The following is a 20,266-nucleotide window of genomic DNA, read 5'->3' on the forward strand; positions in this document are numbered from 1 at the left end:
TTCGTGGGGTCGGGAGTGTCGCGCTGCGCCAGGTGTCGTGACCGTCAGTCGTCGTCCTCGAGCACCGAGAACGGTTCGGTGGGTTCTTCGACCACCATCAACTGCGCGGCCGACTCCGACGGCACGACCTTGCGCGCCAAAGCGTGCAGCGCGCGTTCGGTGCCGACGTCGTGGCCGGCGCGTTCGGAAAGCAGCCATCGGACCTCCAGCAGATCGCAGTAGGCCTGGATCGGGGTTCCGGTGCCCCCGATCGCCGAGTGGGCCCGGTGCATCATCGGAGTGGCCACCTCCATCACCCACAGCTGCGCGGCGGTGCGCTCGTCGACGTCGTATCCGGCCTCCTGGCACAACTGCGCCTGGTAGGCGTGCAGGTCGCCGAGCAGGATCCGCGCCTGCCCCTCGCCGACGTCCAGTCCGGTCAGCCGCCGCAACTGGTCGGCGTGGAAGTTGCGGTCGCCGACGGCGACATGCAGGCGCAGTTCGTCGGCACCGGTACTGACGGGCTGCAGCGACACCTCGTCGACGGCGAAGCCCGCCTCGTTGAGTTTGCGAATCGTGCCCTCGACCCGGTAGCGGTCGGCAAACCCGAACGTCGGCTCGGCGCTCAACAATCCCCACAGCTGCTCGTAGCGTTCCCGGATCTCGATGGCCTCCTGGATGAAACCCGGCTGTAGCTCCGGTCTTTCGAGACTTGCCGCCATGTCCAGCAGGCCGGCGGCGACATTCTCGACGGTGATGTCGATGTCGTGGGCACGCTGCCCGTCGGACAGGGTCGGGTGCACCTCGCTGGTTTCGGCGTCGACGAGGAATGCCTGCAACACCTGCCCGTCGCGGGAGAACAACGTGTTCGCCAGCGAGCAGTCGCCCCAGAACACCCCGTGCCGGTGCAACTCCACCAACAGCGTGGCCATCGCGTCGAACAGGCGCGCCCGGTGTTTGGGCGCATCCGGTGGCAGCCGCATGAACAGCCGGCGGTACTGCCACGAGCCGGTGAGGTAGCGGGTCAGCAGGATCGCGGTGTCGAAATCCGGCTGGAACACCAGGCCCGCCGGCCGCACGGCGTTGAGACCCATCTCCTCGAGGCGGCTCAGCACGCCGTACTCGCGCCCGGCGATACGCGGCGGCAGCTCCTTGAGCGCCCACAGTTCGCCGTCGCATTCGACGAACCTGACCAGGTGCCGGCTCGGCCCGACCGCGATCTCGCGCAGCGGAACCTCAGGTGCCGTCCAGTCGGCGAGCGGACGCTCCCAGGGCAGCGCGATCAGTCCTGGCCGCGGGGCACGCAGCCGCAACTCGGGGGCGGCCATCGCCGTGGCGGCTGTCGGCTCAGCCGGTTGCCGCCGCGTGCCGGCCGCTGGACTCGCTGACCCTGGTGAGGTTGTCGCCGGACTGCGGGTCGAAAAGATGCAGCCGTGCGGAGTCCAGCCACAGGGTGGCCTTGTCCCCCGCGCGCACCCGGCTCAGCGGGTCGAGTTCGACGCAGATTTGCGTGCGCAGCTGCTCGCTGTCGAGCTCGCTGGCCAGCTCGGCCAGCTGACCGGAGATCTCGGCTGTCGTGTCGAACGGCACGAACGCGTACTGTTCGTTGCCCAGCCATTCGGTGACGTCGATCTCGACCTCGAAAGTGACACCGCGCGAGGCCTTGTCGCCGTCGACGAACTCCGCATCCTCGAAGGCCCCCGGCCGGATCCCCGCGATGTAGACCTTCCCGTCCTCCACCGTCTCGCGCCACTCGTCGCGCAGCGGCACCGTCGCGAAAGGCAGCTCGATCTCGTTGCCTTGCACCCGCGCAGGGACGAAGTTCATCGGCGGGGACCCGATGAAGCCCGCGACGAACAGGTTCACCGGCTGGTCGTAAAGCTCGCGAGGGCTGGCGACCTGTTGCAGGACACCTTTTTTCAACACCGCGACGCGATCGCCGAGCGTCATCGCCTCGGTCTGATCGTGCGTGACGTAGACGGTGGTGACGCCCAGTTTGCGCTGCAGCCGCAGGATCTCGGTGCGCATCTGGCCGCGCAGCTTGGCGTCGAGGTTGCTCAACGGCTCGTCGAACAGGAACGCATCGGCCTCGCGCACGATGGCGCGTCCCATCGCCACCCGCTGGCGCTGACCGCCGGACAGGTTGGCGGGTTTGCGGTCGAGGTGCTCACCGAGCTCCAACGTCGCGGCCGCATCGTTGACCCGTTTGCGGATCTCCTCGTCGGACAGCTTGCCCGCCAACCGGAGTGGGAATGCGACGTTCTCGAACACCGTCAGATGCGGATAGAGCGCATAGTTCTGGAACACCATGGCCAGGTTGCGGTCACGGGGCGCCTTGTCGTTGACGCGTGTGTCACCGATCAGCATGTCCCCGGACGTGATGTCCTCCAGGCCGACGATCATCCTGAGCAGGGTGGACTTGCCGCAACCCGACGGTCCCACCAGGATCATGAACTCACCGTCGGCGATGTCGAGGCTCACATCGTTGACCGCCGGATACCCGTCACCGTACCTCTTGACGATATTGCGCATGGTGATTGCTGCCATGGGGCTATCCCTTCACTGCTCCGGAGGTGAGACCGGCGACGATGCGCCGCTGGAAGATGAGAACCAGGATCACGACGGGGATCGTCACGATCACCGACGCGGCCATGATGTAGGGGACGGGGGATTCGAAGTACGACGCGCCCTGGAAGAAGGCGAGCGCGGCGGGAACCGTGCGGGCGCTGTCGGTGGACGTCAGCGAGATCGTGAACAGGAAGTCGTTCCAGCAGAAGAAGAACGTCAGAATCGCGGTGGTGAACACTCCCGGTGCGGCCAGCGGGACGATGACCTTGCGGAACGCCTGCCACTGGGTGGCGCCGTCGACCTGGGCGGCGTGCTCCATCTCCCAGGGGATCTGACGGAAGAACGCCGACATCGTCCAGATCGACAGCGGTAGCGCGAAGGTCAGGTACGGGATGATCAAGCCGAGCCAGGTGTCGTAGATGCCCAGGCCGCGCCACATGTCGAACAGCGGACCCACCAGCGCGGCCTGCGGGAACATCGCGATACCCAGTGCCAGTGAAAGGAGCAGCTTCTTGCCGGGGAACTCCAGCCGGGCGATGGCATAGGCGGCGAACATCGCGATGACCACCGAGATGATCGTCGCGATTACCGCGATCCCGATCGAGTTGATCAGCGCCCGGGTGAACAGCGGCTGGCTGAAGATCTGGGCGAAGTTGTCGAACGTGATCGAGCTCGGCAGGAATGACGGATTGCCGGAGACGATGTCGGACGGCGGCTTGAACGCCAGGCTGATCATCCACAGTATCGGCACGAAGCTGTAGATGACGATGACGATGCCGGCGATCGTCCACCACTTGGTGTTCTTGGTCACTGGTCACCCCTGACTTGCGAGAGGTCGGTCTTGAAGACCTTGATGAATATCCAGGCGATGGCCACCACCGACAGGAACAACAGCACCGAGACCGCCGATCCCATACCGAGGTTCACCAGGGTGACGTTCTGCCGATAGGCCAAAAACGAGATGGTCTCGGTGTTGTTGGCGCCGGCGGTCATCACGTACGGGTTGTCGAAGATCCGCCAGGCGTCCAGCGTCCGGAACAACAGCGCCACCATGATCGCAGCCTTCATGTTCGGCAGCGTGACCTTCCACAGCCGCTGCCATGCGGTGGCGCCGTCGACCTTGGCGGCCTCCTGCATGTCCTCGGGCACCTGTACCAGCCCGGCCAGCAATAGCAGCGAGATGAACGGCGTGGTCTTCCAGATCTCCGAGAGGCAGATCACGAAGATGGCCGACCAGCGGTCGCCGAACCAGTCGAAATCGGTCAGGTTCAGCCACTGGTTGACAAAGCCGGAGTCGATGGCGAACGCGTAGCGCCAGATGAACGCCGACACCACGGTGACGATGCCGTACGGGATCAGGATCGCGGTCCGCAACGGACCACGTCCCCGCACGATGCGCAGCATCACGAACGCGAACCAGAACCCGAGCACCAACTCGATGGCCACGGTGACCACGGTGATCGCCAGCGTGGTGACGAAGTCGTTCCACCACACGGGGTCGGTCAGGATCACCAGGTAGTTGCTCAGCCCGACGAAGCTGCGGCCCTCGGGATCGGTGAGCCGGAAGTTGTACAGCGACAAGACCAGCGCGTAACCGAGGGGATAGGCGGTGACGAGCAGCATCACCACATACGACGGTGCCGTCAGGTAGAGGCCGAGGCGGCGTTCGCCCTTGACCCGCTCACTGACCGAGGGGGTGCCTGGTTCCTTCTGGATGGACCCGTTCTGCACGGCGCCACTCACCCCCGTCGCTTCGCTCGCCCGGGCGGTCACAGCAGCCGCCTCCCCGCCAGCACGTCAGCCATGAATTGGTCTGTCCTTTCCGGGGTTTGGGCGTTCACTGCGTCCGGCGGATGCCAGGTCTGCTGGATCGCGCCCGAGATGTCGGTGTAGAACGGGGTCGGCGGGCGGGGGCCGCCGTCGCCGATGGACTCTCGGATCAGGTCGGCGTTCTCGTAGGTCTCCCGGATCTGGGGATCGTCGTACGAGGCGGCGTACGGCGACGGCTCACTTTCGTCGAGCATGTACTGGGTGGCCTTCGGCTCGGCGTTGATGCACTCGACGAGTGCGACGGCCTGCTCGGGGTGCTCGGTGTAGGCCCCGATGCCCAGGTTCGCCCCGCCCAGCGGCGGCGCGCTCGCACGGTCGGGGGACACCCTCGGATAGCGGGCCCAGCCGATGTCGTCGACCACCGCCTGGGGCAGCGTTCCTTCTTCGGCGGCGCTGCGCGCGGCGGCGAGCACATACGGCCAGTTGACCATGAACATGCCCTCATCGGACTGGAAGTTCGCGCGTGCCTGCTCCTCCGACGCGTTGGACAGGTCGGCGGGCGCGGCCGGGGAGCGGCCGAGGTTGCCGACGATCTCGGCGGCCTTCAAACCGGGCGGGGTGTCCAGCGACGGTTTGGCGTTGCGGCCGGCTTGCATGTCCTGCAGCAACTCGCCGCCGCCGGAGAGGACCAGCGCGTTGATCCACACCGTGTAGCCCTCGTAGCGCTGGGCCTGGACGGCGATTTTCTTCTGTTGGCTCACAGCTGCTTTGAGCATCTCGTCCCAGGTGAACGTCGGCGAGGCGGGATCCACCCCGGCCGCGGCGGCGGCCGACTTGCGGTACCAGAGCAACTGGGCGTTGGACTTGTAAGGCGCCCCGTAGAGCGTGTCCTCCCACATTCCGGTCTCGATGGGGGCGGGCAGCATTCCCGCGGTGAGCCGCTGCGCTTCCTCGGGGGTGTACGGGCGCAGGAATCCGGCGTTGGCGAATTCAGCCGTGAACACCACGTCCATGCTCACCAGATCGATCGACGAATCACCGGCGGCCAGTCGGCGCACCATCTGTTCACGCTGGGCGGTCGCGGTGCTCGGCAGCGATTCGATGCGCACCTGGTAGGCGCCGCCGGAGGCCTCCGCGCATTGCTCTGCGCGCGCCGCGGAGCCGCCGTTGTCGGGGAGGATGTACCACGTCAGCGTCGGGGGACCGCCCTCGCTGCCGCAGCCGGACAGCACCGTCGCCGCGATCAGGGGCGCAGTGGCCAGCGCGATCGCACGACGCCGTCGCCCGCGGGCGAACTGATTTCGTTTCATCACGTCCTCGTCTATGAAGTTGTGGTCTCCGATGAGGGCCACGGGCAGCACATTCGGTACGTATGTGAGTGTGTCACACCTCACAGGCTCGGTGGGGCAGCGGTGTCAGCGCGGCGGGGCGGTGGATCCGCGGATGACCAGCCTGGTCGGCAATGTGGTCACCGCAGACATGGTTTCGGCGGCCTCTCCGTCGTCGAGTCGGTCGAGCACCGCGCGTGCCGCGAGCCTGCCCTGCTCGCGCACCGGTTGCGCGACCGTCGTCAGATCGCTGATGTCGGCGGAGGGATGATCATCCACCCCGATCACCGAAATCTGCTGGGGCACAGTGATTCCAGCGCGTCGTAGGGTGCGCAGCGCGCCAAGCGCGATCTCGTCGGAGTGGCAGAAGACCGCAGTGGGCAGGCGGTCCTGGCTCAGCAGCGTCTCCATGCCGTGGGCCCCGCCGTCGATGCTCCACTTCACCGTCACCACGGTCGGGTCGGGCAATCCGGCCTCGTGCAGCTGCGAGTGGAACCCCCGGATGCGGGCCTGGTCGGTGGCCCATGGGATGTCGGTGTCGTCGGCGGCCTGGATCATCGCGATGTCGCGATGGCCGATCCGCACCAGGTGGCCGACGGCCTGCTGTGCGGCGCGCTCGTCGTCGATGCCGATCCACGGCCGGTGATCCCTGGCGCGATGCCCGCCGACGAACACCGTGGGCACCGCGAGCTGCTCCAGCCGGGTGTGCTCACGGGTGGACAGGGGAAGCGACACCACGATCGCCGCGTCGACCTTGCGACGCAACGGAAGCGCTTCGAAGAAGCGATGCCGCGCGCCCGAATCGGGCACCGTGCACAGCACCAGATCCACACCGACGGTGTCGAACTCATCGGCGATTCCCGCGAGGATCGTCGAGTAGAACCACGCGTCGATCCGGGGGACGATCACCCCGACGCGGCCGGTGGGTCCGCCCGACAGGCGCGAGGCCTCCGGGGACACGACGTAGGAAAGGTCCCGCGCCGCGGCGAGGATGCGGTCGCGGGTGGCGGGGGAGACGCCGGCCTCGCCGCGCAGCGCGCGGGAGACCGAGGCGATGGACACCCCGGACCGGCGCGCCACGTCGGTCATGTTGACGGTCTGCCTGGGGATCATAGGGTGACCAGAATAACCGTACGTAAGTATTTACGTAAGAGGAATTCTGATTGACAAATTCCTTTGAAAACGGGAATCTGGGCGAGAAAACGTTTACGTACGCTCATGCCCGGAGGAGTTCGCCCAGTGGCCCCCGAACAGTCGTGGTGGCAGACCGCCGTCGTCTACCAGGTCTACATCCGCAGCTTCGCCGACGGAAACGGCGACGGCATCGGCGACATCGCGGGCCTGCGGGCACGGTTGCCCTACCTGGCCCGGCTCGGCGTCGACGCGATCTGGATCAACCCGTGGTACCCGTCACCGATGGCCGACGCCGGCTACGACGTCGCCGACTACCGCGACATCGAACCCGACTACGGCACGCTGGACGAGGCTCAGGCGCTGATCGTCGAGGCGCACGATCTGGGTGTCCGCGTGATCCTCGACATCGTGCCCAACCACACCTCCGACCGGCACTCGTGGTTCCAGGCCGCCCTCGCCGGCGACCCGCGTGCGCGCCGGCGGTACCACTTCGGGCCCGGCCGGGGCGCCGACGGCGCGTCACCGCCGAACAACTGGCAGAGCGTGTTCGGTGGGCCTGCCTGGACCCGGGTGGAGGAAGGTCCCCTGAAAGGTCAGTGGTACCTGCACCTGTTCGCGCCCGCCCAGCCGGATCTCAACTGGGCCAACGACGAGGTGCGCGCCGAGTTCGAGGACATCCTGGCGTTCTGGTTCGACCGGGGTGTCGACGGCTTCCGCATCGACGTCGCGCACGGTCTGGTCAAAGAGGCCGGTCTCCCCGACGGTGTGAGCACCGACGATGAACCGCAGGCGTTGCTGCACACTCAGTCCCGGCACCCCGCGTGGGACCAGGACGGGGTGCACGAGATCTACCGGGGCTGGCGCGCGGTGGCCGACCGCTACACGCCGGAACGGATCTTCATCGCCGAGGCGTGGGTGCCCAGCAATGAGCGGCTGGCCCGTTACCTGCGCGCCGACGAACTGCACACCGCATTCCAGTTCGACTTCCTGCGCACCCCGTGGCGAGCGGAGCTGATGCGCAAGGTCATCGACGATGCGATCCGCTCAGCCGCGTCGGTCGGTGCACCGCCGACGTGGGTGCTGTCCAACCACGATGTCACCCGCACCGTGACGCGGTTCTCCCGGTCGCAGCCGGCACATCTGATCGACACCGACTGGGAGCGGGGACGTTGGGGCGGGGAGGCGGCCGACCACGTCTTGGGGCGCCGGCGCGCCCGGGCCGCCGCGCTCGTACAGCTGGCGCTGCCCGGTACGGCGTACGTCTACCAAGGCGAGGAACTCGCGCTCGAGGAGATCGAGGAGCTTCCCGCCGATGCGCGCCAGGACCCCACCTGGGTGCAGTCCGGCTTCACCGATGTGGGTCGGGACGGCTGTCGAATTCCGTTGCCGTGGACCGAAACCTCGGCGCCCTACGGCTTCGCCGCCCATCCGGAAACCGAGACGTGGCTGCCGCAACCCGAGCACTGGGCCGAACACAGCGTCCAGGCGCAGGACCGCGATCCGGCGTCGACGCTGAACCTCTACCGCGCCGCCCTGCAGCTGCGCCCGGCGCTGTGGCGCGACGCCGGGGACGTCACGTGGACCGAGGTTGCGCCCGGCGTCGCGGCGTTCGAGCGCGGGGGCACGCAGTGTTGGGTCAACACCGGCGACACCACCGTGCGGTTGCCCGCGGGGGCGACGGTGGTGCTGTCCTCCGAACCTGACGTGGGCGGCACGCTTGCACCCGACACCGCGGTCTGGTTGAAGTAAGTCACTCCTTAAAGGGTCTTTGTGCCCTCACCCTGAGAACCGCTTCCGAAGCACCCTTGATGGAGACGACAACTCCTGACGTGGAGACGAAGCGATGAGTAGCAATTTTCCGGGCGGCGAGACCCTGCGGTCGGCGCTGTCGTTGGCGAGTCGTGCCCCCTCGGTGCACAACTCACAACCGTGGCAGTGGCGTGTCGGTGAGCACACCATCCATCTGTACGCGAACCCGGATCTGCTGCTGCCCCACACCGATCCCGACGGCCGCGACCTGATGCTCAGCTGCGGCGCGGCGCTCAACCACTGTGTGGTGGCGTTGGCCGCGCTCGGCTGGCAGTCCAAGGTGCACCGGTTCCCCAACCCGGCCGAACCCGATCATCTTGCCGCGCTGGTTCTGCACCGCTATCCGGCGGCCGAGCTCGATGTGACGCTGGCCGCCGCGATCCCGCGTCGCCGCACCGATCGTCGGCACTACAGCTCATGGCCGGTGCCGCGCGGGGATATCGCGTTGATGGGCGCGCGTGCCGCCCGGGCCGGGGTGATGCTGCGGCGGGTCGATGATCTGGTGAACCTGAAACGGCTGGTGAACGCCGCCGCGTTCGCACACGCGAGCGACCAGGGTTACCTCGCCGAGCTGGCCGCCTGGAGCGGCCGGTACGCCGCCACGGCGGGGGTGCCCGCCCACAGCGTTCCCACCACCGACGGGACGGGGCCGGTTCCGTTGCGCGCGTTCGCCGGAGGCGTGCTGCCGCAGAGTCCGCAGGTCGATGCCGCTGAGGAGAACGCGGCGGTGCTCGCCCTGGGCACCCGCGAGGACGACCGGCTGTCGTGGTTGCGCGCGGGGGAGGCGACCAGCATCGCGCTGCTGAGCGCGACAGCCCTCGGACTGGCGAGCTGCCCGATCACCGAACCGCTGGAGATCGCCGACACCCGGGAGGCCGTGCGCCGCGACGTGTTCGGTGCCGACGGATACGCACAGATGCTGCTTCGGGTGGGGTGGGCACCGGTGAACGCCGACCCGCTGCCGCCGACGCCGCGCCGCGAATTGGGTGAAATTGCTGCGCGCCTTGATGGTTCGCCGCTGAGGTGAGTGGTCAGCCGCCGTCGGCGTGGCGGTGCCGTTCGAGTTTGGAGACAAACACCGCGGCCTGGGTGCGACGTTCCATGCCCAATTTCGCGAGCAGCCGCGACACGTAGTTCTTGACCGTCTTCTCGGCGAGGAACATCCGAGCGGCGATCTGCTTGTTCGTCAGACCCTCTCCGAGCAGGTCGAGCAACACCCGCTCCTGCTCGGTCAGACCCGAGAGCGGGTCGGAGGGGTCGCTGTCTCCGCGCAGCCGGGCCATCAGCGCCGCGGCAGCCCGATTGTCCAGCAGGGAGCGGCCGGCTCCGACCTCCTTGATGGCCTGGGCGAGTTCCATGCCTTTGATGTCCTTGACGACGTAGCCGCTCGCGCCGGCCAGGATCGCGTCGAGCATCGCTTCGTCGGACGTGAACGAGGTCAGCATCAGGCAGCGCAGGTCGGGAAGCCGGGAGAGCAGATCGCGACACAACTCGATGCCGTTGCCGTCGGGCAGGCGGACGTCGAGGACCGCCACGTCGGGCTGCAGTGCCGGGATCCGGGTCATCGCCTCGGCCACCGACCCGGCCTCTCCGATCACGTCGAGCTCGGGGTCACTCCCGAGCAGATCGATCAACCCGCGCCGTACCACTTCATGGTCGTCTACCAGGAAAACCCTCACCATGTCGCGACGTCATCCCCCCAACGGGCCGGCGCCCGGTCATAGAGCGTTGTGCGGTTCGCACACCAGTATCGAACAATCCGTGTCGCGAAGGGCGGCATTGCCGGGAGGTCCCACCAGAGCCGCCACGCCGCCGGGGCGGTTTCGGGCCGCGACCACGAGTTGGACGGTGTCGCCGTGCGCGGCGAGATAGTCGAGGGTGTCGCCGTGATCGCCGACCGGCACGATCTCCACATCCGGATAGGCGCGCTGCCATTCGGCCAGTCGGCGGTCCCAGTGGATTCTGGCCTCGGGGTGGGGTCGCGCCGGGGTCAGCACGCGCACCGGCGCCTTCCGGCGGCGAGCTTCGTCCAGACCGCGCCGCATCACCTCAGAACTGGCGGCACTGTTGTTGAGTTCGATGACCACGAAGCGATCCTGACGGTGGTGCGGCCGGTGGGCGCGCACGATCGCCACCGGGCAGTGGGCGGACGCCGACAGGGCCGTCGCGGTCGACCCGATCCGGCCCTGGGTCGAATGCCTGAGTCCGCGAGCGCCGACACACAACATCGCCGCCGTTCGAGCCGCCTCCAGCAGAGTCGGAACCGGCCTGCCCTGCAGAATCTCGACCTCGATCTTGACGGGTCGCTGGGCAGCCTCCACGGCGGTCAGCGCGTGGCGCAGGGAGACGTCCGCGGTGGCGATGCGGCGGGACTGGTCGTGCGGGTCGACCTCACCGTCCTGGGTGTCGATGACGTACACCAACCGCAGGGGAACATCGCGGTCGACGGCCTGGTCGATCGCCCACAGCGCGGCGTCCACGGCGGCCGGGGAGCCGTCGATCCCGACGACGATGTAGGGGCTGGGCTGTGCCTCGGTCATGATGCGCCTCCGCGGATTTCGAGCACGTCCCGAACGGCCCGGCGGGGAGTGGGCGGCGGCGCGGCATCCATTGTCGGGGTCAGTCCGACCCGTACCAGCGCCTGCGGACTGGCGGTGCTTCCGATCAACGAGGCGACCACGTCGCGCCCCTCGGGCACCTCGGTGATGTGTGTGACGGTGCATGTCGCCAGGCCCAATATCGTGGCCTCGAGCAGCACGGCCGACAGTGCTTCGCCGCAACGCAATACGCTCTCGGCGGAGTCGTCGTCGGTGGACAGCACGAGGATCCCCGCGCGGTCCTCGTCGGGCCGGCTGTGGCTTTCTCGTGCACCGCTGACGGGGAAGGCGCGCCCGACGTGTACCCGATCGCTGTCCGTCGCCGCGATCAGGGCGCTGCGCGGAATCCCCTCGGAGGCGCTGAATTCCGCTGTCCACCAATCGATCTCGGCATGGTAACGGGCATCGTAGAGGCGCACCACCTCGGCCAGGTGCGAGGCCTCGGCCAGCGGGCTGCGAACGTCGTCGGCGACGGCGTCCAGCCGGGCCGGGGTATGCCGGGTCGCGGCGGTGAGGGCGTCGATGAGCCGCTCCCAGTCCGGAGGCGCCGCCATGGGAAGGCGGTCACTGCGTCGCAGCAGAATCGCGTCGGCGCGACGCTTCTGCTCGTCGGAGACCGCGGTCGAGCTGAACTCGATCCGGGCCAGGTGGTGGGGATCTGCGGGGTCGGGGAAGCGCTGCACACTGGTGGCCCATCCGGCGGCGGCCATCGCGACCCTGAAGTGGTCGAGCGCGGCCCCACAGCTGATCAACGCCTCACGCCCGGTGGCGTCGGCGGCGCGGATCAGCCGCGCCGGGTCGGCGAACAGGTCGACTGCGTGGTCACCGGCGACCCACCGCCACGGTTGACTGTTGTGCAGAGACGGTGCCCGGCACGCCAATTGCAGTGCGTCGACGATCGCCGCGGTGTGCACACGTGTCGCAGTCATCAGGCTCCCTTCGATTCACCTCCACACTGCGCGCCCCACGCGTCGAGGACCAGGGTCAATGGTCCTCAACCACATCACAGAACGGCCGACACCGTGGTGCACTGACGGTGGAGTGGGTGCGCTGCGGGGCACTTTGTCCAGTTGAGGTTGCGTGAGCTGCTCGCCGAGGTGCAGGACCGGGTGGAGCGGATCATCAGGGGCCGCGACCGGCTTGGCGGCCTGGAACTCGACGACACGCTGCGCACCATCGTGCATACCGCGATCAACCTCGTCGACGCCCAGCTGATCGGGCACCTGCCGGAAGGCCGGGGAGTGCTCGGGGTGCTGATCGACGACCCCAAACCGATTCGGCTGGAAAATATCTCGGCGCACGCGGCCTCCGTGGGATTCCCGCCCAACCATCCGCCGATGCGCACTTTCCTCGGGCCCCGGTGCGCATCCGCGACGAGGTGTTCGGCAACCTGTATCTGACCGACAAGATAGGTGGTGAGCCGTTCAGCGAAGACGACGAGGTGCTGGTACAGGCGTTGGCGGCGGCGAGCATTGCGATCGAGAACGCCCGGCTCTACGAGCAGTCGCGCGCCCGTCAGGAATGGATCGCGACCACGCGCGACATCGGCACCGAGTTGCTGTCCGGGACCGACCCCGCGCGGCGGGACCGGCGCTGGTGCTCCCGTTACGGGCCGTCGACGCCGTTTCTGGCGTGTTGATCGCCGTCAGAGATGTTGGCGCGCAACCGTTCCGGTCCGACGACCTCGACATGATGGCGGCGTTCGCCGATCAGGCCGCACTGGTGTGGCAGTTGGCCGGCGCTCAGCGCAGAATGCGGGAACTGAGTGCGGCAGCGGCTTTCGGATTCCGTGGATGACCTCCAGGAGGTCATTGAGGAGATCCGTACGACGATCTTCGACCTGCACGGCGGATCGTCGACCAATCCCCCGGTTGCGCCAGCGACTCGATGGGGCGGTCGCGGCGTTTCCGGGCTCGGGAATCCGTGCGTCGGTGCAGTCCGCCGGACCGCTGTCGGTCGTGAATGCCGCGCCGGCAGACCATGCCGAGGCTATCGTGCGCGAAGCGGTCAGCAACGCTGTTCGCCACTCCGGATCCACTGTCGTCGCGGTGACGATCGCCGTTGACGACGATCTGGTGATCGACGTCCGTGACGACGGCCGCGGAATTGGGGCCGACGTCACCGGCAGCGGGCTGGCCAATCTCGCGCAGCGCGCCCGCGACGCCGGGGGTAGCTTCGCGGTCCAACCCGTCCCCGAGGGCGGGACCGTCCTGACGTGGCGCGCGCCGCTGCCGTGACCACCGGACCGGTGACGCGGCATCCGTGCTGTACCGCCGCGTCTGGCCAGCGTGACGGTGGTTTGTGCGCGCTGGGAAGCCGCTACGTTCTGTGACGGGATCGCCTCTCCTTCACAACGGTTGGATAACGCCGGTTCTGTCGCGTCGGTGATTCCGCAAATTGTCGGTTCAGTAAGCCCCGTAACTACGCGGATGTAATTCGCACGGCACGGACGCAGAAGGACTGGGGGCACATGTCTCGGACGAAAAAGAGCATCGTCGTTGTCATGATGGGCAGCGCGGGATTGTTCTTGAGCGCCCCGCTGCTGGGCCCATCGGCAAACGCGAACCCCACCCGGGGCGGCGTTCCGTGCGTGGGCATCCTCCAGCAGATCGTTTCTCGTCCGGGTGACATCCCGCAGGCTCTGACGGACACCGCGCGATCGTTCACCAACCCGGGCCAGCCGGCTCCGCCGGTCGTCGTGCCCCCGGCCAGCTCCTCGTCGTCGATCGGTACGCCGCCGTCGCCCCCGACACCGCCGGCCTCGGTGCTGCGACCGGCCGCGGGTGCGACACCGCCGTCCCCGCCTGTGCCGGGCGCTCCGGCGGTGGGCTCGACAAGCGCTGGGACACCGCCTGTTCCGGGTACGCCGCCCGGATCGGTGGTGACCCCGGCTTCGGGTGCGACCCCGCCGGCGCCCCCCATTCCGGGAACCCCGACGGTGACATCGACCGCAGGCGGTACCCCGCCGCTTCCTCCGGTTGCTGGTGCCCCGGCAGGTGTACCCGTCGCCAATCCGGCTCCACCGGTTCCGCCGGTTCCCGGCCTGCCCGTCGTCGGCGACGGCGGCGCGGCCCTGCCTCCGCTTCCGCCCGCCCCAGGCGGACCTGGCGCGGTGCCCGCCGGTGCGGCTCTTCCGCCGGCCCCGGCTCCCGGCGCGCCGGTCTTCGGTGAGGCCGGCGCAGTCCCGGCCCCGGGTTTGCCTGCCCCGGGCGCAGCCGGCGTGCCCGGTGGTGGCCCCGGTGGCGGCGCGGCACTCGAGGGTGCTTCCGGTGGGGCGGTCGGCGGTGCCGGCGGCCCGGGCGGCGGTGCGCCGATCGCAGCGGCGGCCGGCGAGGCCGGTCCTCCGGCGGCGGGCGCCCCGGTCGAGGGCGCGTCGGGCGCGGTGCCCCCTCCGGCTCCGCCGGCTCCGGGCGCCCCGATCGCCGGGGCTTCCGGCGTGGCGGCACCTCCGGCTCCGCCTGCGCCGGGTGCTCCGGTGGGTGATGAGGCCGGTGTGGTGACGCCTCCGGCTCCGCCCGCTCCCGGGGCTCCCATCGGCGATCACGCTGGTGTGGTGGCGCCCCCGGCTCCGCCTGCGCCGGGTGCTCCGGTGGGTGATGAGGCCGGTGTGGTGACGCCTCCGGCGCCGGGTGCGCCGGGTGCTCCGGTGGGTGATGAGGCTGGTGTGGTGGCGCCTCCGGCGCCGGGTGCGCCGGGTGCTCCGGTGGGTGATGAGGCTGGTGTGGTGGCGCCTCCGGCGCCGGGTGCGCCGGGTGCTCCGGTGGGTGATGAGGCTGGTGTGGTGACGCCTCCGGCTCCGGGTGCGCCCGGGACTCCGACCGTCAGCACGGTCGAGACGTTCTCACCGCCCGCTCCGCCGGCCCCGGGCACACCGTCGTCCGGCACGGTGGAGACCTTCTCGCCGCCTGCCCCTCCGGCACCCGCTACTCCGGCGGGCTCGTCGGTCGAGGTGGCGTCGCCGCCGGCTCCGGGTGTTCCGGGTGGGCCTGCCGGTGGCGAAGTGAATGTGGCGGCTCCTCCGGCCCCGGGTGTACCTGGCACACCGGTGCACTCCTCGCTCGAGGTGGCGACGCCGCCGGCACCCGGCGTTCCCGGCGTGCCGATCGAGGCGTCGTCGAGCGTGGTGACACCTCCGGCTCCGGGTGTGCCGGGTGTGCCTGCTGGTGGTGAGGTGAGTGTTGCGGCGCCTCCGGCGCCGGGTGTGCCTGGTGCGCCGGTGGTCAGCGAGGCCGGGGTGGCGACGCCTCCGGCTCCGGGTGTGCCGGGTGTGCCTGCTGGTGGTGAGGTGAGTGTTGCGGCGCCTCCGGCGCCGGGTGTGCCTGGTGCGCCGGTGGTCAGCGAGGCCGGGGTGGCGACGCCTCCGGCTCCGGGTGTGCCGGGTGTGCCTGCTGGTGGTGAGGTGAGTGTTGCGGCGCCTCCAACGCCGGGAGTGCCTGGTGCACCGGTGAATTCGTCGGTCGACGTGGCCACACCGCCGGCGCCGGGTGTGCCGGGTGTGCCCGCTGGAGGTGAGGCGGGTGTCGTTACGCCGCCCGCTCCGGGTGTGCCGGGTGCTCCGGTGGTGGGGGAGGCGGGTGTCGTTACGCCGCCCGCTCCGGGTGTGCCGGGTGTGCCCGCTGGAGGTGAGGCGGGTGTCGTGACGCCGCCCGCTCCGGGTGTTCCGGGTGCTCCGGTGGTGGGGGAGGCCGGTGTTGCGACACCTCCCGTCCCGGGCCTGCCGGTGGTGCCGGGTGTTCCCGGTGGTGGGGGTGCGGTGCCTGCCGGTGTGGTGACCCCGCCGGCGCCGGGTGGTCCCGGCACGCCCGCGATCACGACGGTGCCCGGCGCGACACCGGGGACTCCGCCGGTGCCGCCTGCGTCGACCGGCAGCTCGGTCAACGCGGGTACGCCGACGTCACCCGGCACACCCGGAACGTCTGTCGGCGGACCGGTTCCCGGCAACAACCCGGGTCTACCGCCCGCTCCGGGAGGATCCACCAGCGTCAATACCGGCACGCCGAGGTCGCCGATCCCCGGAACACCCGGCAGCTCGGTGGCGCTCGAAGATCTGCTGACGCCGCCCGGAGTGATCCGCTCGGTTCAGGACGCCACGTCCTCGGTCGCCGGCATCCTGCCGCCGCCGCCCGCCCCGGTGCCCGGTGGTGCCGGATCGGTCAGTGTGGGTGTCCCCGCGCCGCCCGACCCGTTCACCCCGCTCGCCGCGACGAGCCTGTCGAATCTGGTGGCGCCGCCGTCGCTGAGTATCCCGTCGATCCCGGGTCTGCCGGTGCCGTTGCCGAGTGAACTGCCCACGCCGTCGGACCTGCTCTGCGTCGGCACGGATTGGTCGGCGACGCAGGGTGATTCGGCTGCCGCTCCGGTAAACGCCGAGATCCCGCGGGCACTGGTCACGGGTACCGCCCCGGTCGGTGACCGACGTGACCGGTGGGACACCCGGTAACGACGCCGCGGGCGACCTGGCCGCCCGTCCTCCCGCCACCGGGAGTGCGGGCGGCCCGGCTCGCTTCGAGCACGGGCGTGTCACACGTGCGCCTGGGGCTTGCGGCCTGTAGCCGCACTCACCTGCCCGCCACGTGCATTGAACCGCAGAACTCCCGGCTGCCTCAGGCCTCCGAAGTCTGTGCGTCGGCGACCAGGTTCGTGGCGACCTTGATCAGCGGAACGTTGCTGTCCTGAGACAGCTTGCGCAGCAACTCGAACGCCTGAACGGCGTCCACGCGGTAGCGCTCCATGATCATGCCCTTGGCCTGGCCGATCACGTCCCGACTGGCCAGCGCCCGGCGGAACTGTTCTTCGCGGCGCGCCGAGTTCCATGCCACCGACGAATGTGCGGCGAAGATCAGTCCGAGAGTGCGCGACTCGTCCGTGAAAGCCCCCCCACTTTCGGAATAGATGTTGAGCGCACCCAACGTCTCCCCGGCGATGAACAGCTGGAACGCCATGATCGACCGGACAGGTGTCTCGGCCAGCGCATCACGCCGATAGTTCGGGAAGCGCTCGTCGGTCTCCAGATCGCGGACGTGGACGGTCTTTTCGTCCCATGCCGCGGTCAGACACGGCCCTTCCAGATGACGCTGCTGGATCTTGTCCAGCAGCAGCGGCCAATGGTGGGTCGCTGCCGGGGTTTCGATCTGTTTCGCGTTGCGAGTCAACGTGATTCCGGCGTACTGAGCACCCGGGATCTCCGCGGCGGCGAGTTCGGCCAATTCGGCGACCACGGTCTCTGAGTCGGTGTCAGGCCTGTTGTGCAGGCCCTGCACCAGCTCGGCCACACGCAGGTGCGCAGCCTCCATGGCAGCTGGATCGCTCATCCCTCACCGTCCGATACTCACGCGTCAATATGGCTCTTAAGGCTACCGCCGAGCCCGACGGTCGGTGCGGGCATGCGGAATGTCGCTATTGTGACCGTTTGGCGCGGTAGCCGTCATACCGGAAGGCCGGGCCGGCGCCCGTCCGGCAGCCTTTCCGTTCCGGGCAGCGCGCTGCCAGCGAAATCGGAGGCGCTCGGTCAAAGCGCCCGCAGGTACCGGTTGGTGACCACCCGCTGCACCAGCGAGGTCACCGGGGAAGCCAACCGACTCCACCATGTCGCGTGCCGGGAGAACGCGGTCACCTCCGCGTGCACGAGATCGGTGGCGGGGTCGTAGCGCACGAGGAAGAGTTCCTCTCCAGACTCGGCGTGGCCGGGCAGCGTGCCGTAGGCGAAACCGCGACGATCGGGCTCGTCGACGACGTAGACGACCCGGCACGGGGCGATCACCGGTCCCAGATGCACCAGCACCTCGGCGCCGACGGTTGCCACCGGCGCCGTGGCCTCCACCCGCAGCCCCGCCCCGCGCAGCATCCCCCAGCGCATGCCTTCGGCGGCGGCCCGCTCGAACCGGTCACGGCCGCGTCCGATCACCGACGACTTGTGCAGATGGTGGTAGCCGCCGGGCATGTCCGAGGCGGTCGCCCCCACCTCCGGATAGGTCAGCGCCTTGGCGGCCAGGTCGGTCAGTCTCACCATGTCAGCTTGTCATCGCCCGCGTACCGTCGGAGCGGTGACTGCCGCGAACGCACCGACCTTCACCCTCGGCGGCGACCTGACTGTCCACCGACTCGGCTTCGGCGCTATGCGCCTCACCGGTCCCGGCGTGTGGGGCCCGCCCGCCGACCGCGACGAATGCCTGCGGGTACTGCGCCGGGCGGTCGAACTCGGCGTCGACTTCATCGACACCGCGGACTCCTACGGCCCGTACATCTCCGAGGACCTCATCCACGAAGCGCTGCACCCCTACGACGGTGTCGTCATCGCGACCAAGGCGGGCCTGTTGCGGACCGCGCCGGACGTGTGGGAGCCGCTAGGGTTTCCGGCCTACCTGCGGCAGGAATGCGAGATGAGTCTGCGCAGGCTGGGGGTCGACACCATCGACCTGTTCCAGCTGCACCGCATCGACCCGAAGTTCCCCGCCGAAGACCAGGTCGGTGAGCTGGCGGAGCTCCAGAAGGAGGGCAAGATCCGGCACGTCGGCCTTTCCGAGGTCGACACCGACCAGCTCGCCGCGGCGCGGCGGGTCACCGTGATCGTGTCCGTACAGAACAAGTACAACCTCACGATGCGCGACTCGGAGCCTGTGCTCGACGTGTGCGAAGCCGACGGCATCGCGTTCATCCCGTGGTTTCCGCTGGCCGCGGGTCCGCTGGCGGCTGCCGACGGCCCGCTGCAGCGGATCGCGGCCGACCATGGGTGCTCCCCGTCGCAGCTGGCGCTGGCCTGGCTGCTCAAGCGTTCGCCGGTGATGCTGCCCATCCCGGGAACCTCGAAGGTCGCCCATCTGGAGGAGAACGTGGCGGCCGCGCAGATCGAGCTGACCGACACCGAGTTCGAGACACTGAGCAACGCCGGCGCCGCCGCGAGTTGAGCAACCAATACGGTGAGCGGGTGAGCACCAACAAAGCTGCCGACGCCCGCGTCGGTACTGGTTTCGACGCCCGCGTCGGTACTGGTTTCGACGCCCACGTCGGTGGCGGGTTCAACCCGCCCGAACCCACCAACCGCGGCGGCCCGGACTACGGGCGGTTCGTCGAAGCGGTCCGCACACTGCAGGACCATGCCCGCGCTGCGGACGCGCCCGACGCGGTGATCACTGAGGCCGCCGACCTGATCGAGAAGGTCTCGGCGCTGCTGGCGCCGTACGACGCCGACGAATGGTCGTCGCCGTCCGGCCGGCGGATGGACCTGCCCAACCGCGGCAACATTCTCAGCCCGCCGATCGACCTGCACCTGACCGAGGACGGCCGCGTCGCCGGCACTGCCCGGTTCCGTCGCTACCACCTGGGCCGCAACGGCGCCGCGCACGGCGGCGCGGTGGCCCACCTGTTCGATTCCCTGCTGGGGTTCACCGCGTTCAAACTCAGCGGCAACAAGGCCCAGCGCACCGCCTTCCTGCACGTGGACTACCGCAAGATCGCGCTGATCGGCGCCGAGCTCCAGGTCGAGGCCCGGATCGACGACATTGTCGACCGGAAGATCTTCGTGTCGGGCAGGCTTCTCGACGGTGACGACGTGCTGGCCGACGCCCATTCTCTGTTCGTCACGTTGAAACCCGGGCAGCCGTGAGCGAGCGCGGCGGGGTACGCGGACTCACCCGCAGGTGGGCGCGCTGGAGAGACCGGCTGCGGGACCGCCGGGGCCTCGATCTCGCCTACCGCATCGCGGTCGGTGTGGTCGGGCTCCTGGTGCTCGCCGTCGGAATCCTGGCGATTCCGTACCCCGGCCCAGGCTGGGCCATCGTCTTCCTGGGCCTGGTGATCCTGGCCACCGAGTTCGAGTGGGCACATCGCCTGCTGAAATTTGCACGCTCCCGCTACGACGCCGCGATGGACTGGTTCAAACGTCAGGGCCTTTGGGTTCAAGCGCTCGGCGCGCTCTTCACCTTCGCGGTGGTGGTGGGCACGCTGTGGTTGCTGGGGGCGCTCGGTTTCGCCGGCGGATTGGTCGGGATGGACTACCCGTGGCTCAAGAGCCCTATTGGTATCGGGAGCTGAGGCCCAGCACCGATAGCATGGTCGCGATCGATCCACGACCCGCACCTGAGA

General features: G+C 69.0%; 21 protein-coding genes. 10 read left to right on the forward strand and 11 right to left on the reverse strand.

The window, feature by feature from the left end; all coding sequences use genetic code 11:
- Window positions 1-44 precede the first annotated feature (44 nt).
- The 6 genes from KXD97_RS20265 to KXD97_RS20290 all read right to left on the reverse strand — a co-directional run bounded on the left by KXD97_RS20265 (window position 45) and on the right by KXD97_RS20290 (window position 6,758).
- The gene (locus KXD97_RS20265; RefSeq protein WP_260751906.1) at window positions 45-1,307 is read right to left on the reverse strand and encodes a DUF4032 domain-containing protein; all 1,263 of its coding nucleotides are present in this window, start codon (window positions 1,305-1,307) and stop codon (window positions 45-47) included.
- Window positions 1,308-1,326: 19 nt separating this feature from the next.
- Window positions 1,327-2,526: an ABC transporter ATP-binding protein gene (locus KXD97_RS20270; RefSeq protein WP_260751908.1), complete on the reverse strand. Its 1,200-nt coding sequence runs from the start codon at window positions 2,524-2,526 to the stop codon at window positions 1,327-1,329.
- A gap of 4 nt (window positions 2,527-2,530) precedes the next feature.
- Window positions 2,531-3,358 (reverse strand): carbohydrate ABC transporter permease, encoded by an 828-nt coding sequence (locus KXD97_RS20275; RefSeq protein ID WP_260751911.1) that lies wholly within the window; start codon window positions 3,356-3,358, stop codon window positions 2,531-2,533.
- A complete protein-coding gene (locus KXD97_RS20280; RefSeq protein WP_313901388.1) occupies window positions 3,355-4,278 on the reverse strand; it encodes a carbohydrate ABC transporter permease in 924 nt (307 codons plus the stop codon). The genes KXD97_RS20275 and KXD97_RS20280 overlap by 4 nt, the downstream gene beginning before the upstream one ends.
- A 38-nt stretch (window positions 4,279-4,316) precedes the next feature.
- Window positions 4,317-5,669: an extracellular solute-binding protein gene (locus KXD97_RS20285; protein WP_260751914.1), complete on the reverse strand. Its 1,353-nt coding sequence runs from the start codon at window positions 5,667-5,669 to the stop codon at window positions 4,317-4,319.
- A gap of 63 nt (window positions 5,670-5,732) precedes the next feature.
- Window positions 5,733-6,758 carry a LacI family DNA-binding transcriptional regulator gene (locus KXD97_RS20290; protein WP_260751915.1) on the reverse strand — a complete coding sequence of 342 codons (1,026 nt, stop codon included), beginning with the start codon at window positions 6,756-6,758 and terminating at the stop codon, window positions 5,733-5,735.
- A gap of 105 nt (window positions 6,759-6,863) precedes the next feature.
- Here KXD97_RS20290 and KXD97_RS20295 point away from each other — a divergent pair, with 105 nt between their 5' ends.
- Both KXD97_RS20295 and KXD97_RS20300 read left to right on the forward strand, forming a co-directional pair.
- Window positions 6,864-8,528 carry a glycoside hydrolase family 13 protein gene (locus tag KXD97_RS20295; protein ID WP_260751916.1) on the forward strand — a complete coding sequence of 555 codons (1,665 nt, stop codon included), beginning with the start codon at window positions 6,864-6,866 and terminating at the stop codon, window positions 8,526-8,528.
- A 94-nt stretch (window positions 8,529-8,622) separates the two neighbouring features.
- Window positions 8,623-9,615: an Acg family FMN-binding oxidoreductase gene (locus tag KXD97_RS20300; protein ID WP_260751917.1), complete on the forward strand. Its 993-nt coding sequence runs from the start codon at window positions 8,623-8,625 to the stop codon at window positions 9,613-9,615.
- A gap of 4 nt (window positions 9,616-9,619) precedes the next feature.
- On the opposite strand, the gene dosR is transcribed toward KXD97_RS20300, so the two are convergent.
- Genes dosR through KXD97_RS20315 form a run of 3 tightly spaced genes read right to left on the reverse strand, consistent with a single transcriptional unit; the run spans window position 9,620 to window position 12,114 of the window.
- On the reverse strand, window positions 9,620-10,270 hold the full coding sequence (gene dosR, locus KXD97_RS20305; RefSeq protein WP_260751929.1) for a hypoxia response regulator transcription factor DosR/DevR: 651 nt from the start codon (window positions 10,268-10,270) through the stop codon (window positions 9,620-9,622).
- Between the two features lie 36 nt (window positions 10,271-10,306).
- Window positions 10,307-11,128 (reverse strand): universal stress protein, encoded by an 822-nt coding sequence (locus KXD97_RS20310; protein WP_260751931.1) that lies wholly within the window; start codon window positions 11,126-11,128, stop codon window positions 10,307-10,309.
- Window positions 11,125-12,114 carry an Acg family FMN-binding oxidoreductase gene (locus KXD97_RS20315; protein WP_260751932.1) on the reverse strand — a complete coding sequence of 330 codons (990 nt, stop codon included), beginning with the start codon at window positions 12,112-12,114 and terminating at the stop codon, window positions 11,125-11,127. Before KXD97_RS20315 ends, KXD97_RS20310 begins: the two co-directional genes overlap by 4 nt.
- Window positions 12,115-12,255: 141 nt before the next feature.
- Here KXD97_RS20315 and KXD97_RS33360 point away from each other — a divergent pair, with 141 nt between their 5' ends.
- The 5 genes from KXD97_RS33360 to KXD97_RS33160 all read left to right on the forward strand — a co-directional run bounded on the left by KXD97_RS33360 (window position 12,256) and on the right by KXD97_RS33160 (window position 16,625).
- Window positions 12,256-12,585: a GAF domain-containing protein gene (locus KXD97_RS33360; protein WP_396884492.1), complete on the forward strand. Its 330-nt coding sequence runs from the start codon at window positions 12,256-12,258 to the stop codon at window positions 12,583-12,585.
- Entirely contained in the window at window positions 12,546-12,824 is a 279-nt protein-coding gene (locus KXD97_RS33365; RefSeq protein ID WP_396885579.1) for a GAF domain-containing protein, read from the forward strand. Before KXD97_RS33360 ends, KXD97_RS33365 begins: the two co-directional genes overlap by 40 nt.
- Window positions 12,707-12,982: a GAF domain-containing protein gene (locus tag KXD97_RS33370; protein WP_396884494.1), complete on the forward strand. Its 276-nt coding sequence runs from the start codon at window positions 12,707-12,709 to the stop codon at window positions 12,980-12,982. The genes KXD97_RS33365 and KXD97_RS33370 overlap by 118 nt, the downstream gene beginning before the upstream one ends.
- Entirely contained in the window at window positions 12,979-13,422 is a 444-nt protein-coding gene (locus KXD97_RS33375) for a sensor histidine kinase (RefSeq protein WP_396884496.1), read from the forward strand. Before KXD97_RS33370 ends, KXD97_RS33375 begins: the two co-directional genes overlap by 4 nt.
- 233 nt (window positions 13,423-13,655) lie before the next feature.
- Window positions 13,656-16,625: a hypothetical protein gene (locus KXD97_RS33160; RefSeq protein WP_313901316.1), complete on the forward strand. Its 2,970-nt coding sequence runs from the start codon at window positions 13,656-13,658 to the stop codon at window positions 16,623-16,625.
- 163 nt (window positions 16,626-16,788) lie between these two features.
- Here KXD97_RS33160 and KXD97_RS20335 read toward each other — a convergent pair whose 3' ends face one another.
- Complete coding sequence (locus KXD97_RS20335) at window positions 16,789-17,496, reverse strand: GAF and ANTAR domain-containing protein (RefSeq protein ID WP_260751934.1); 708 nt, start codon at window positions 17,494-17,496, stop codon at window positions 16,789-16,791.
- A 197-nt stretch (window positions 17,497-17,693) separates the two neighbouring features.
- A complete protein-coding gene (locus tag KXD97_RS20340; RefSeq protein WP_260751935.1) occupies window positions 17,694-18,191 on the reverse strand; it encodes a DUF1990 family protein in 498 nt (165 codons plus the stop codon).
- Between the two features lie 37 nt (window positions 18,192-18,228).
- Between KXD97_RS20340 and KXD97_RS20345 the strand changes: the two genes are divergently transcribed.
- The 3 genes from KXD97_RS20345 to KXD97_RS20355 are packed head-to-tail and all read left to right on the forward strand — an operon-like array spanning window position 18,229 to window position 20,215.
- Window positions 18,229-19,089, forward strand: coding sequence for an aldo/keto reductase (locus KXD97_RS20345; protein ID WP_396884499.1), 861 nt, complete (start codon window positions 18,229-18,231; stop codon window positions 19,087-19,089).
- Window positions 19,090-19,109: 20 nt separating this feature from the next.
- Entirely contained in the window at window positions 19,110-19,787 is a 678-nt protein-coding gene (locus KXD97_RS20350; RefSeq protein WP_260751937.1) for a PaaI family thioesterase, read from the forward strand.
- Window positions 19,784-20,215, forward strand: coding sequence for a TIGR02611 family protein (locus KXD97_RS20355; protein ID WP_260751938.1), 432 nt, complete (start codon window positions 19,784-19,786; stop codon window positions 20,213-20,215). The genes KXD97_RS20350 and KXD97_RS20355 overlap by 4 nt, the downstream gene beginning before the upstream one ends.
- The last annotated feature ends 51 nt before the right edge of the window (window positions 20,216-20,266 follow it).

Origin of the sequence: Mycobacterium sp. SMC-8 (assembly GCF_025263565.1) — a bacterium.
Lineage (GTDB): Bacteria > Actinomycetota > Actinomycetes > Mycobacteriales > Mycobacteriaceae > Mycobacterium.